The organism is Marinobacter sp. F3R08, assembly GCF_018860425.1.
In the GTDB taxonomy this organism is placed as follows: Bacteria; Pseudomonadota; Gammaproteobacteria; order Pseudomonadales; family Oleiphilaceae; genus Marinobacter.
The window spans coordinates 961,536-974,689 of sequence record NZ_JAHKPI010000014.1 but is presented as its reverse complement, the minus strand read 5'-3'; the positions used below and the strand labels follow the sequence as shown (position 1 = coordinate 974,689).

At 56.8% G+C, this 13,154-nt stretch carries 12 protein-coding genes; 6 read left to right on the top strand and 6 right to left on the bottom strand.

From position 1 onward, the window contains the following. The first annotated feature begins 104 nt into the window (after positions 1-104). The 4 genes from KO499_RS07505 (at position 105) to KO499_RS19900 (ending at position 5,526) form a co-directional block, all read left to right on the top strand. Positions 105-1,127, top strand: coding sequence for a DUF6160 family protein (locus KO499_RS07505; protein WP_215983073.1), 1,023 nt, complete (start codon positions 105-107; stop codon positions 1,125-1,127). A 65-nt stretch (positions 1,128-1,192) separates the two neighbouring features. After that, positions 1,193-2,251, top strand: coding sequence for a lysylphosphatidylglycerol synthase transmembrane domain-containing protein (locus KO499_RS07500; protein WP_215983072.1), 1,059 nt, complete (start codon positions 1,193-1,195; stop codon positions 2,249-2,251). After that, positions 2,248-4,491: a glycosyltransferase gene (locus KO499_RS07495; protein ID WP_215983071.1), complete on the top strand. Its 2,244-nt coding sequence runs from the start codon at positions 2,248-2,250 to the stop codon at positions 4,489-4,491. Before KO499_RS07500 ends, KO499_RS07495 begins: the two co-directional genes overlap by 4 nt. Before the next feature lie 87 nt (positions 4,492-4,578). Beyond that, positions 4,579-5,526, top strand: coding sequence for a YbgA family protein (locus tag KO499_RS19900; protein ID WP_215983070.1), 948 nt, complete (start codon positions 4,579-4,581; stop codon positions 5,524-5,526). A 45-nt stretch (positions 5,527-5,571) separates the two neighbouring features. Here KO499_RS19900 and KO499_RS07485 read toward each other — a convergent pair whose 3' ends face one another. The 3 genes from KO499_RS07485 to KO499_RS07475 all read right to left on the bottom strand — a co-directional run bounded on the left by KO499_RS07485 (position 5,572) and on the right by KO499_RS07475 (position 8,211). After that, positions 5,572-6,303 (bottom strand): DUF481 domain-containing protein, encoded by a 732-nt coding sequence (locus KO499_RS07485; RefSeq protein ID WP_215983069.1) that lies wholly within the window; start codon positions 6,301-6,303, stop codon positions 5,572-5,574. A gap of 21 nt (positions 6,304-6,324) precedes the next feature. Continuing rightward, entirely contained in the window at positions 6,325-7,344 is a 1,020-nt protein-coding gene (locus tag KO499_RS07480; RefSeq protein ID WP_215983068.1) for a rhodanese-related sulfurtransferase, read from the bottom strand. Between the two features lie 135 nt (positions 7,345-7,479). Next, the gene (locus KO499_RS07475; RefSeq protein WP_215983067.1) at positions 7,480-8,211 is read right to left on the bottom strand and encodes a DsbA family protein; all 732 of its coding nucleotides are present in this window, start codon (positions 8,209-8,211) and stop codon (positions 7,480-7,482) included. 125 nt (positions 8,212-8,336) lie between these two features. Here KO499_RS07475 and KO499_RS07470 point away from each other — a divergent pair, with 125 nt between their 5' ends. Beyond that, the gene (locus tag KO499_RS07470) at positions 8,337-9,308 is read left to right on the top strand and encodes an NAD(P)H-dependent flavin oxidoreductase (RefSeq protein ID WP_215983066.1); all 972 of its coding nucleotides are present in this window, start codon (positions 8,337-8,339) and stop codon (positions 9,306-9,308) included. On the opposite strand, the gene KO499_RS07465 is transcribed toward KO499_RS07470, so the two are convergent. Continuing rightward, entirely contained in the window at positions 9,291-11,231 is a 1,941-nt protein-coding gene (locus KO499_RS07465) for a methyl-accepting chemotaxis protein (RefSeq protein WP_215983065.1), read from the bottom strand. The genes KO499_RS07470 and KO499_RS07465 overlap by 18 nt on opposite strands. 216 nt (positions 11,232-11,447) lie before the next feature. Between KO499_RS07465 and KO499_RS07460 the strand changes: the two genes are divergently transcribed. After that, positions 11,448-11,621: a DUF6435 family protein gene (locus KO499_RS07460; RefSeq protein WP_215983064.1), complete on the top strand. Its 174-nt coding sequence runs from the start codon at positions 11,448-11,450 to the stop codon at positions 11,619-11,621. 12 nt (positions 11,622-11,633) lie between these two features. Here the strand turns inward: KO499_RS07460 and KO499_RS07455 are convergent, their stop codons facing one another. Together KO499_RS07455 and KO499_RS07450 are read right to left on the bottom strand one after the other, a co-directional pair. Further along, complete coding sequence (locus tag KO499_RS07455) at positions 11,634-11,978, bottom strand: chaperone modulator CbpM (RefSeq protein ID WP_215983063.1); 345 nt, start codon at positions 11,976-11,978, stop codon at positions 11,634-11,636. A 13-nt stretch (positions 11,979-11,991) separates the two neighbouring features. Then, positions 11,992-12,951, bottom strand: a complete 960-nt coding sequence (locus KO499_RS07450) for a DnaJ C-terminal domain-containing protein (RefSeq protein WP_215983062.1) — start codon at positions 12,949-12,951, stop codon at positions 11,992-11,994. Between the last annotated feature and the right edge of the window lie 203 nt (positions 12,952-13,154).

Sequence of the window (13,154 nt, the reverse complement as noted above, 5' to 3'; positions counted from 1 at the left end):
CAAAACACAGAATTGCTGCATTGGTTGTGCTGTCCCCCTGCGGCCCGGAGAGTGCTCGCGTGCTCTCCGCAAAAAAACAAATAAACCAGACTGTCGGGACCACCATGACTCTGCCACTTGCCTGTTGCCGAACAACCACTTATTCCACTCTCTCGCTCTGGGTAATGGCCCTGTCGATACCCCTGCCCGCTTGGGCCGAGTTCACGCCCCTCGATGACGGGGCACTGTCTGGCGTAACCGGGCAAGCGGGGGTCACTATCGAGCTGGAGACAAAACTCAGCATTGATCGCTTCACCTGGATTGATGAAGGTTCGCTGAACGTGAACGGGCTCAGGTTATCCGGCAAAGACGATACCGTGCTGGATAACGTGAAGCTGACGATCGATATTGCCGGCGATGGGGAGGTACTGGAGCACGGGTTTTCAGAGATTGCCCGACGGGCCAATTCGGGGTTGTTGGACCCAACCAATCCGGATGTGGCCGATGCTCTGGCGAAGTATTCCATCGCAGGCTCTTTTGGCAAGCAGTTCGACAGCGGTGATCTGGTGATGCATCTGGGTGGCGCAGACACTGGCGATCCGACCAGTCTGGATGATTATCTGCAGGCAGTGGATTTTGAATTGGCCATCGACAGCGTGACCAGCTCAGGCAGTGAGGGTTCAGCGACCCTGTTCTCGGATATCCTGCTGCAGGGCCACATCGGGCCGACGGATCTGGTAATCCGCAACGAAGGCAGTGCTACCCGCACTCTGGCGAACGGCAACCAGGTGTCTGGCTCTGAACTTCAGCTGGATACCCATTTTGAACTCACCAACGGCAGCCTGAACTGGGATGCCGCCGATGTGATTCTGCTGTTCAACTTTGCCGCCGTAGGGATTGAAGGCCTTCAGATTCATAACCGTCGGGGCGATGACACGCTGGGACACTTCGGCATGGCCAGTGCTACCGCGAAACTGTCACGGGGCACCAGTAGCGCCACGGGTAACGAAGGGCTTTCGGTTCACGAGGTTGAGTTCCGGGCAGACATCGATATGCCAGTCTTCAAAATGGGAGGCATCAGCATTGGCAGTGTTCAGTTCACCGACTTTGCCATTACTAACACCACCATGATGGTGTATGGCCACTAGCCCGACACTGGACACCAACCACACCCTACCCTGTAAACTGCCCGCCTAACTCTGACGGGCAGCCCATGACTGAATCCTCTGACATCAACTATTCGCAGCGCGCCTCAGGTAAAAGGCTGGCGCTTTTCAGTCTGTTGTTTCTGGCGCTTACGGCCGTCGGACTGTACGCCGTTTACGACCAGTTTGCCGGTCGCAGCATTACCTTCGATGCCAGGCTGATTGCCCCGGAAACACTGCTGGCGCTGGCAGGTTTGCTGCTGGTGTATTTCACCTCGGATGGCCTGCGGCTCTATTTCACTCTGCGGGCGCTGGGCCATCGCCTGCCCTTGCCGGCCATGTTCCGGCTAGTGTTTATCAATCTCTTTTTCTCCAACGTCACCCCCATGGCCACCGGTGGCGGTTTCGCTCAGATCTGGTTCCTCAACCAGCATGGCGTCCCGGTTGGCAGGGCGACGGCAGCAACCACCATCCGGACAGTGTTGGCGGTATTGTTCATCTTCACCCTGACGCCGATCTTCCTGCTCACACTGACATCCCTCGATGGCACGACCATTGCCGGCGATATTGGCACCGCACTGGCCATTTTCATCGTGCTCTACCTCGGCTTTTTCATCGTGTTGCTGTTCCGGACGCACTGGCTGATAGGACCGCTCACCAGCATTCTCAAAACAGCTCGCCGGTGGCATCTGATCAGTGAACAGAGGCACCGGCGCTGGCAGTTCAAGGCTCGCAGGGAGATGCTTAGATTTTCCCGTAGCTTCAGCGACTATCTGCGCGGCAGGCCCGTATTCGTGTGGCTGTCGGTTCTGTTCACTGCGGTGTTCCTGCTTAGTCTGTTCAGCTTTCCGGCGTTGTTGATGGCCAGTCTCGACTACGATGTGGACTACCTGGTGTCCGTTGGTTTACTGGTGGTTACCACATTCATTATGTATTTCTCCCCCACGCCCGGAGCCTCCGGTATTTCCGAGGGTGTTTTCGGCAGCTTCTTCCGGGATATCCTCTCGGGTAATCACCTGATACTGGTCATCGTCTGCTGGCGCCTGCTGACGATTTACCTTGGCATGATTATCGGGCTGGTGGTCCTCCAGAGGGAACTTGTTACCAATCGCAGGAGAGCCGGATGATGTTCCGAAACCCACTCAAGCTTCTGTTCTACCTGAGCCTGCTGGTGGTCATTTTGCTGGTTGGCTACAAAGCCTACCTGAACCTGTTCACTGAGGATTTCGAGGGCGAACACACTGAGCAGGTCGAGCAGATCCATCACCGGATACAGGCCGGTGAGCCGTTCAGTTTTGCGGTTGTGGGTAACATCAACAATTCGGTAGGCATTTTTGAAGACCGCATCATCCCGGAACTTAACGGCTCCGGGCTCGACTTTCTGGTGTCGGCCGGCAACGCGGTCAGCGGCGGCGGTGAGGACAAGTACAGGGCGCTTTACGGCACCCTGAGCCATCTGGACATCCCCTACCTGCTGACCTTCGGTGCCCACGAATACGAAGATTTTGGCAGTTTCCGTTTTTACGATCATTTCGGCCCGCATTTCTTCAGCCTTCAGGTGGGCAATAGCCAACTGATTTTTCTCGACAGCACCGGTAAAACCCCCTGGCGCTGGCAGATCCGCTGGCTGAACGATTTACTGGCCCAGGATACCGGCCAGGCCAGGATCCTGTTTATTGGCCACCCACCCCTGCATCCGGACGAAAACGCTCCGTTTGACCAGCAAGACGATTATCTGGCCCCACCAGAATTCCGGGACGCATTGCTCAAGGCCATCAGCGAACACGATGTGGACCGGGTGTTTTCCTCCAATCTGTCCCTGTTCTCTGAAGAGGTGGTGGGAAACACCACATTTGTCACTACCGGCGGTGCCGGTGGCCTGGTGCTGAACGACGACACCAGTTTTTACCACTACGTACGGGTCAACGTGACAGCCGACGGTGAGGTAAGCCACAGCCTGCAGCGGCTGGAAGTGGGCCAACACCCGATCCTCAAGCGTCTGGAGAGTCTCTGGTTCTTTATCCATTCCCTGTTCTACACCGGCTACCTCAATTTCCTTTTGATCGTGGCGTTGTTTTCAGCCATAACAATCAAGCTGTATGGCGCCATTTTCATCGGCAAGGACTATTACCCGGATTACGACCTGGACCCCGCCCCCTGGCTGGAAAAACCGATGCGGGTGGCCATGTTTACCAATAACTACCTGCCCTTCATTGGTGGGGTGCCGATTTCGATTGAACGTCTGCGCCGCGGCCTGGAAGCACTCGGCGACAAATTGCTGGTGGTTGCCCCCCGCTACAAGGGCCAGCCGGAAGCCGAGGCCCATGTGCTGCGAGTGCCTTCACTTCTGGCCATGGGCGAGAAGCGGGAATTCCGTCTGGCGAATATCTTTCTGGCCCGAATCCGCAAACGCGTCCGGGCGTTCAAGCCGGATATCATCCATCTGCATCACCCCTTCTGGCTGGGATCTCTGGGGCTTTTCGTGGCGCGCACCCTCAAGATACCGGCGATCTACACCTACCATACCCGTTTGGAGCACTATGCCCATTTTGTGCCCTTGCCGGGTATGCTGTTCCGCAACCTGATTTCTCACGCCCTGATCAAACGCTTTGCCAACAAGTGCGACGGGGTGATCGTGCCGACCTACTCCACCGAGGAATACCTGCGGATGATCGGGGTGAAAACCCCCACCTTTGTGCAACCCACCGGTATTGAATACCAGAAGTTCCAGGACGTTCGGCAAGAGGACATTGAGCAGCTGCGCAACCAGCTGGGACTCCAGGACGAAAAGGTATTCATCAGTGTTTCCAGACTCTCCAACGAGAAGAATATCGACTTCATGATTGAGGCGATTGCTACCCTGAGACGGGAAACCGAGGTGCCCTTCCGTTTCCTGATGATTGGCGACGGCCACCAGAAGGACCGGTTGCAGAAGAAGATAGACGATCTCGATCTGCAGAAACACGTCACTCTGGCAGGCGCCGTGCCCCCTGAGGACATGGCTGTCTGGTACCGGATGGGGGACGCCTTCCTGTTTGCCTCCAAATCCGAGACCCAGGGCATGGTGATCCTGGAGGCCATGGCCGCCGGACTGCCCGTAGTGGCGGTACGTTCCAGTGGCATAGAAGACGTGGTCCGGCACGGCTTCAACGGCTTCAAAACTCCGGAAAAGCAGAATCAGTGGCGGGCACAGGTCCGGAAACTGCTGGAAGACGACGAGCTGCGCGGCACACTGGCCTCTCAAGCTCTCGAATTTGCAAAGGACTATTCCGTCGAGCAATTCGCCCGTGACGTTCGCACCATCTACGCCACGACCCTGGCCATGTTTGCCAAGAAACAGAAAAGCTCCGGGCGCGATTCCGAATAAACCAACACGCAGTTTTCCCGGAGCCCGTGATCGGACTAGACTGAATTCACGTATCACAGAAACAGGTTTAATTATTGGAGGGTCAGCGTGAGCGGCATCCCCGTCGGAATCAGCACCTGCCTGCTGGGCAAGGAAGTTCGCCATGATGGCGGCCATAAACACTCCCGTTACTGCACCCAGGTGCTGTCCAGGCACTTTGAGTTTCGGTCCATCTGCCCAGAGCTGGAAGCTGGCCTGGGCGTTCCCCGCCCTGCCATTCATCTGCGCGAATACAATGATGGCCTGCATCTGATTGAATCCAGGGGCACTGCAGACCACACAGACGCCATGCAGGGCTTCATCGAACAGGTCATACCCACCCTGGCAGATCTCCGCGGCTACATCCTGATGGCAAAATCACCCAGCTGTGGCATGGAACGGATCAAGGTGCACAACGAAGAAGGCAATGTTACCCGCCGTGATGGCCGGGGTATGTTTGCCGAGGCACTGCTGAATGCCTACCCGCTGATGCCGGTTGAGGAGGAAGGCCGCCTCAATGACGACATGATCCGGGAAAATTTCATCGAGCGGGTTTTTGCCTACGACGACTGGATGCAGAACGTCGTCAGCGACACTCTTACGGCAAAGGCGCTGATTGAGTTCCATACCCGCCACAAATTTCAGCTGCTGGCTCACTCCGAGAAAATCTACCGCCAGCTTGGCCCCATGCTGGGAGATCTGAAATCCGAGCCACTGGAGGCGATTGCTGAACGTTACATCCAGCTGTTCATGGAGGCGATGAGCAAGAAGGTCAGCCGGGGATCACACCTGAATGCCATGCAGCATCTGATGGGCTACCTGAGGGATTCCATGGGCGAGGAGGACCGCAAGGTACTGATAGAGCAGATGGAAGCCTACAACAGAGGCGAGGTCCCGTTAGTCGTTCCCATGACCCTGTTACGGATGGCTCAGCGCCGGGAGCCGGTGGATTACCTGAACGTTCAGCAATACCTGACGCCCTACCCGGATGAACTGGGACTCAGAAACAACGTTTGAGATCCGGACGAAGGGTCCGATGGAGTATCCATCGGACCCTCTGCCTCAGAAGCCGTACAGAAGAGAGAGTGACGTTTCGGTGTCGGTGCTGTCAGACCCCGCCGGCGCGTCCGACTCATGGCTGACAAGGAAGGCCGCCTTCATTGAGAGGTTTCCGATCAGGTTCGCCTGTAAAGACGTTTCCGATTCTGTCGAGGTGTTGTTCTCATCCAGACCGATTTCGGTGCTGAGTTTCTGACGAAACAGCGCATTTTCAGACAGGGCGTAATCAAACTGGCCGGCCAGACGGGCAATCGCCTCTTTTTCGGCGTCCTCACCGTCGGAGTTTACCGTTTCCAGCTTGTTGTACCGGTAACCGGCACCGGCAGAAAGATCCAGAAATGAGCGCTCACCCAACTTCCAGACCCGGTTTCCATAACCAGTGGTTACCGAAGATTCAAAGTCGTAACCCGAGAACCGGTCGTTCTCATAGGCACCTCGAAGAAACCAGTACTGGTTTTCATCGAACTTGTAATCAGTCTGCAGGGCCGCCACGTATTTTTCAGCGGTGGTTTCGTCTTCTGTTTCGGAATAGTTGGTTCGGAAATCCCCCGTGTTGCGCCAGGATTCCACTTCATGAATCAGGCCGAGTCGGCCTTTGATGTTGGTCTCTTCGGTATTGCCCGAGGTGATCAAAACACCCAGTTCAGTTTCGCCCTTCCAGTTATCGGCCTCCTGCCCGTTGGCAAACGGTGCGATAACAACTGCGGTAATGGCTACTGCCTGTCGAAAATCCATGAAGTCTCCTTTCGGGGTTGGTCAGGCGCCCTCGGTTTTCCCGGCCTTTTCACCGGCCAGACTTTTCCGGGCCTGACGTTCTCTTTCTGCCTGTTTCCGGGCCTTACGCTCCGCAATGATGCGGGCCGCGTCGCCACCCACATGAGCCTCACCACGCTGCTCGGCCAGGCGCATCTGCCGTTCACGCTCTGCGAACCGTGCCTTCTGCTCCTCGGTCAGTGTATGAATGCACTGATGGCAGCTGACCCCCTGCTCATACTCGGGACGCTGCTTGTCTTCCTCGGTGATCGGCCTGCGGCAGGCATGACACTGATCGTAGTCGCCTCGCTCCAGCCGGTGATTGACCGTCACCCGGTCATCAAATACAAAGCACTCTCCGTGCCATAGACTCTGCTCTTCGGGCACCTCCTCCAGGTATTTCAGGATACCGCCCTTGAGGTGGTATACCTCATCGAAGCCCTGCTCCTTGAGGTAAGCCGTGGATTTTTCACAGCGGATGCCACCGGTACAGAACATGGCCACCTTTTTGTGCTTTGAGGGATCCAGGTTCTGCTTCACGTATTCCGGGAATTCCCGGAAGGTGTCGGTAGCCGGATTAACGGCATTCCTGAAGGTGCCGATTTCCACTTCGTACTGGTTACGGGTATCCACCAGCACCACTTCCGGATCGGAGATCAGATCGTTCCATTCCTTCGGATCGACATAGGTGCCCACGATGCGTTTCGGGTCTATACCGTCCACGCCCATGGTGACGATCTCTTTCTTGAGCTTCACTTTGGTGCGTTTGAAGGGCTGGATGTCCACAAAGGACTCTTTGTAATCAATCCCGTCAAAGCGCTCGTCGCTGGCAATCCAGGCTTTCACGGCATCGATGCCCTCGCGGCTGCCCGCGATGGTGCCATTGATGCCCTCCCTTGCCAGCAGGAGGGTCCCGTGCACGTTTTGCTCGAGCATCAGGTCCAGAAGTGGCTGGCGAAGGGATTGGTAATCATTCAGGACTGCGAACTTGTACAGTGCGCAGACGACAACGTTGTTGCTCATCTTTTTCTCCTGCGGGCCGGACCGTAAATCCGGAGCATGGTTTGGGGGTAGCTCAAAAGCCGGAGCCTGAGAGGGCGCAAATTTTAACCAACTCAGGCTCACGATCAAGTGCGGGATTGTCCGGGTATCAGAGAGTTAATCCACCTCGCGGGCCAACTCACGCTCAACCACGGCAGAAAGCTGCCCCCAACCTGGCCGGGTCAGCCAGATGTTATCCACCAGAACCGTTGGCGTGCTGGCCACTTTCAACTGCATCGCCACCTGGCGACTCTGCTCCACAACTTCACGATGCAGTTCAGTTGTCAGACAACGGTTAAAGCGCCGTTCCTCAAGGCCAAGCTCTTCCGCGTACCGGGTGAAGGTGGCAACCGGGTCGTTTGAGCCACTCCATTCGATCTGGGAATCGAAAAGGCGCTCATGCATGTCCCAATAGGCATCCTGATCACCGGCGCAACGAGCTGCCTGGGCAGCCGGCATGGCGTTCTCATGTTGCTGCAGCGGCAGGTCGAAGTAGACAAAGCGCACCTTGCCTGTATTCACGTATTCTTCTTTCAGCTGTTTACTGGCAGAAGAAAAGTTGGCGCAGGCCGGGCACTGGAAATCAGCAAATTCACGGACCACTACCGTGGCATCATCAGGACCAATGGACACGCCGTACTGATCCAGTTGAGCCGGAAAATCACTGGCATTGGGCGCGGCGACCGGCAGATCGTCAGACGTCGGTTTGGGTGCAGCGGTCAGGAAAAATACCCCTAGAAGCACGGCGGCCAGAACCAACACAACGACGCCTATATAGAGCGGCTTATTGGATTTTGCTTTTCTGGGAGGCGGTGCGCCGGTTTCCTGACGACGTTTTGCTTCACCCATGGAGGGACTCCTTTCGTGTGTCTGATTTAGGAAATTAATTAGCTCGCGACCGTTTTCAGATCGGGCATGGCACGCTAAGATCCTTTATATCCTACAAAAGTTCCAACAAAAATTAAGGAATCCTCATGCCATTGCCCGTATCCCTGAACGATACGCTGTCACTACCTCTTGTAGCGGCCCCCATGTTCCTGATTTCCGGTCCTGAACTGGCCCTGGCCTGTTGCAAGCAGGGCATCGTGGGCAGTTTCCCGGCCCTGAACCAGCGCACCAGCGAAGGCTTTGAAGACTGGCTGATCCAGATGAACGAAGAGCTGGCTGCTTTCCGAAGCCTGAACCCGGATCGAAAAACCGCGCCCTATGCGGTTAACCTGATTGTGCACCGGACCAATCCCCGCTGGCAGGCCGACCTGGCGCTGTGCGTAAAGCACCAGGTGCCCATCATCATTACGTCGCTGGGCGCTGCCAGCCAGGTAGTCGAGGCCGTTCATGGTTATGGCGGTGTGGTGTTCCACGATGTGACCAACCAGAAGCATGCCCGCAAGGCTGCAGAGGCGGGGGTCGACGGCATTATCGCCGTGGCGGCTGGTGCCGGGGGTCATGCGGGCACCATCAATCCGTTTGTTCTGATCCATGAGATCCGGGAAGTGTTTGACGGCACGATCCTGCTGGCCGGCGGCCTCTCCCACGGCGAGGATCTTCTGGCCGCCCAGGCCCTGGGTGCCGACCTGGCGTACATGGGGACCCGGTTCATCAACACCACCGAATCCCATGCCGACGAGGCCTACCGGAACATGATCATTGATGCGGTCTCAGCCGACATCATCCACACCCCGGCGGTTTCCGGCATACCCGCCAGCTTCATGCGGCAAAGTCTGGAGGCGGCCGGCTTCCCCATGGACAAACTGCACCAGGCCGGTGAGATCAACTACGGCGACAAGCTAAAACCCGTTGATGATGAGGCCAAGGCGTGGAAAACCGTCTGGTCTGCCGGCCAGGGCGTCAGCCAGATCCACGACGTACTGAGCGTAGGGGATCTGGTGGGCCGCCTGACCGACGAATACCGGACTGCCCGGGCGCGCCTAGACCCGGAACTGTGACGCTTTATCCTTCAATGAGGTCAGTGTCTGGCCGATCTGGCCACTGGCCTCATCGGAGCGTTCAATCGCATCCACTGTTTCTCGTGAAGAAGCGGCGATGTCGTTGACACTGACACTGACCTCACTGGCATGACGCCCCTGCTCTTCGGCAACCGATGAGATCGAAAGTGCGCGATCCTGAAGACTGCTGAGCAGCTGATTGATCCGGTCAAAATGCTCGTCAGCCCGCCGGAATTCCGACGAGGATTCCGTGACCTGATCAGAGACGTCGCCAATGGCAGTGACGGCCTGGCGACTGCCCTTCTGCAGCTTTTCGATGATCGACTGGATTTCCGTAGTGGATTCCTGGGTACGGCTTGCAAGCGTGCGAACCTCATCCGCCACCACGGCAAAGCCACGGCCGGACTCCCCTGCGCGGGCGGCCTCTATGGCCGCATTCAGAGCCAGCAGATTGGTCTGCTCTGCGATGGCACCAATCACCGACAACACCGAGCCAATTTCCTTGCTCTGGTTGTCCAGCTGATTAACGGCTTCCACCGCCTGTTCAACATTGCGCACCACCTGATCCAGCCGGTTTCGCACTTCACGGGAAATACCGGCAGTGGCTTCACTCTCGGAACTGACATTGCGGATAGATCCGGCAATATCGTGAATGTTCTCCGCCACTTCGGAAATACTCCGGGACATTACATCCATGGTTCCAGACACTTCCGCTACGTCCTGCTCCTGACGATTCACCGCAGCCACGGCACTGCGACTGACGTCACCCTGCGCCTGAGCCTGGCCGGCGGCCGATTCAGCGGACGCCTTGACGTCAGAGACCAGTTCCTGAATACGGGCAATAAACCGGTTCATCCCCTGAGCCATTTCGGTGAGTTCATCCTTGCCTTTCATGGACACCCGGCGGGTCAGATCGGCTTCACCATCGGCAATACCCCAGATCGCAGAACTCAGACGGAACACTCGGGGCAACAGACCGCCACCCAGCACCAGTGCCACCAGCACGATCAGAACGACCACGGAGCCGATCGCCAGCAGGCTGAGATTGGCGGAAAGGCTCGACGCCTCGGTGTTCAGTGCGTCCACGGTGCTCTGCATTCTGGCCTGGGTGTCAGAATCCATACCGGCCAGCTGTTGCTGAAGGCGCTGATTTACCTGCTCGGTTTCTGCCTCCAGAGTGTCTCGAAGCGCATCGATGCTACCGGTAATCGTGGCACTGAACTCTTCTTTCAGGGCGGCCAGATCCTGATTGATCCCCTCCATGGATAGCCCCAGTTTGAGCTGGCCAATCGCAGACCCCTGGGGCGCGATGTCGGCAGTGATGATCACCACGTTCGGGTCACGACTTGCCGCATCCAGGACACGATTTGCCGCACCACGACCCTCACCCTGCTCCATTAAAGCGCGCACCCGGTCGTCGGTACGATCCACGTACCGGGTCAGACGCTCGCCGTACTGGTCGTAATAGACCGCAAACAGCACCGATTCCCGGGCGTCGGCCAGTTCCACCAGATCGGTCAGGCGTGGCACATCACGGTCCCAGATCAGCGGAGCGGCAACAGCCGCCAGCACATCTGCCAGACCCTGCGCTTCCGCCATCACGGCGCTTCGAACGTTGTTGGCAACGCGCTCCTGCTGGGCGGTTTGCTGACGGGTAAGCTCGGCGGAGAGTTCATCGGTGGTCTTCTGCCGCATGGTCTCCAGGCGTGTCCGGACATCTTCGCGGGTATCTCCGAAAGAGGCGCTGACTTGCTCGCTGCTGGCCTCAAGTGCGGTTCCAGCGGTGCCGACCAGTCGCTCCACCTGACTGGAAATCAGCCACTGGCTGACCACCACCTGAACCAGGCCAACAACCACCAGCACAATGAAAACCGGTCGGAGAAGGCGGCTTGAGATCAGCTGCCTGAAAAATCTGAATGACATACGAACTCCGCTAACTGTGTGCTTCATGCATCCTGCACAATCTGTGCCCGCATCCCTGCAACACGTGTAATCCTATGTATAGCAAAACCCGGGCCGAAACAGGACGCTTTTCTGTACGGGTTTTGTTGCGAAGGTTTGCCACCCTTATTCCCGCCAGTGAACTTTCAATGCCCACCGACGTATAATCGAAACACGCTTCTGAACAGGCTCAAACCTATGCTGGGATTTTTGAAAAGCGATCCGAAGAAAAAGCTGCAGAAAGAGTATGAGGCAAAACTCGCCAAGGCACTGGTTGCCCAGCGCAACGGCGACTTGAGAACGCATGGAACCCTCATGGAGGAAGCGGAAAAGATCTACGCGGAGATCCAGGCGCTGGAAGAAAAGCAATAACGGGGGAAGCGGCTACTCCCCCATCAGTTGACTGATCCTGTGATTGAGACGGGCCACTTCCCGGCGCATGTCTTCCACCTCATCGAGGAGTTCCAGAGACATGGCCAACCCGGGGAGATTCATTTTCAGATCCCGTTGCAGTCTCTGAGCTTTGCGCAATCGGCTCAGGGCAGCGATATCGAAGTGCCATTGCCGGGACTCCGGTGACACCTCCAGCGGCTCAATTATGCCGTAGTCGACCAGCTTGATGACAAACTCGGCATGGCACTCACCGCGCTCACAGACTTCACGCAGAGTGAAGGTGCTGCCTTCCGGGTCGAACACCTCTACCGTAAAAATATGATCTTGCTCACTCATACCTTACTCCCGCTCACACGTGAAGCTTGCTGCGTGGATTGAAGTTTGCCTCGGCCTCAGCCAGTTGCTCATAGAGTTTCTCAGCCTCTGGACTGTGTTTCTCCGGCATGGCCACCTGCAGCACCACAATCTGGTCACCCGGATGCTTGCCCGGAAAGCCCTTCCCCCTGAGCCGCAACTTCTGTCCACTGGTGGCGCCTTTGGGCACTTTCACGTTCACTTTTGAGCCAACGGTTGGAACCGTAACGGTTGAACCCAGGGCTGCTTCCCAGGGCGCAATCGGTACAGTGATCATCACATCGCGACCTTCTACGGTGAACTGCGGGTGCGGCGCAAAAGCTACCTCAATGAACAGATCACCGGGCTCCCCTCCGCCAGTTCCGGGCGAGCCCTGACCTTTCAGGCGAATATGCTGCCCTTCGCGCATGCCGGCGGGTACTTTCACTTTTAACGTCTTTTGCCGGGCAACCACCCTGCCATGCTCGTCGGCTTCGTGGACCGGGAACGAGACCTGTTTTTCGCACCCATGAAAGGCCTCTTCCAGAAACAGAGCAATCCTGGCGTGAACATCTTCGCCGCGCATTTTCATGCCCTGGCGAAAACCACCGCCTCCAAAACCACCCTGGCGACCACCTCCGAAGATCTCCTCGAAGAAGTCACTGAACTGGCGGGCATCGGCCTCGGTATAACCACCGCCGCCAAAACCGGAGGCGCTCTGCCAACCCGGAGGTGGCTCAAAAGAGCCATCGGCCTGTGCGCCGTATTTGCGCAGCTGGTCGTACTCCTCACGCTTTTCCGGATCTTTCAATACTTCATAGGCTTCCCCCACATCCTTGAACCGGGCATCCGCGTCTTCTTCCTTGCTGACGTCAGGGTGAAATTTCCGGGCGAGCTTGCGGTAGGCTTTTTTGATTTCTTCGGCGGAGGCAGACTCGCTCACACCGAGTACGGCGTAATAATCTTTAAAGTCCATGACACTCCTTGTTACTGATCATCAACAACCAACCATTTTTGAACCTTCTTCTTTAATATTCGACGCTGCCAGCAAAATTACAAGGCGGCCGTGATAGCCAGTTGCTGTAGATCAAACACAGCAGGACTAATCCCCCGGCCACTGTGGTAATCCGTATGGCGTCTCACTCCTGTTAGCGCGAAAATCGCCGGTTTTCTCCGTTC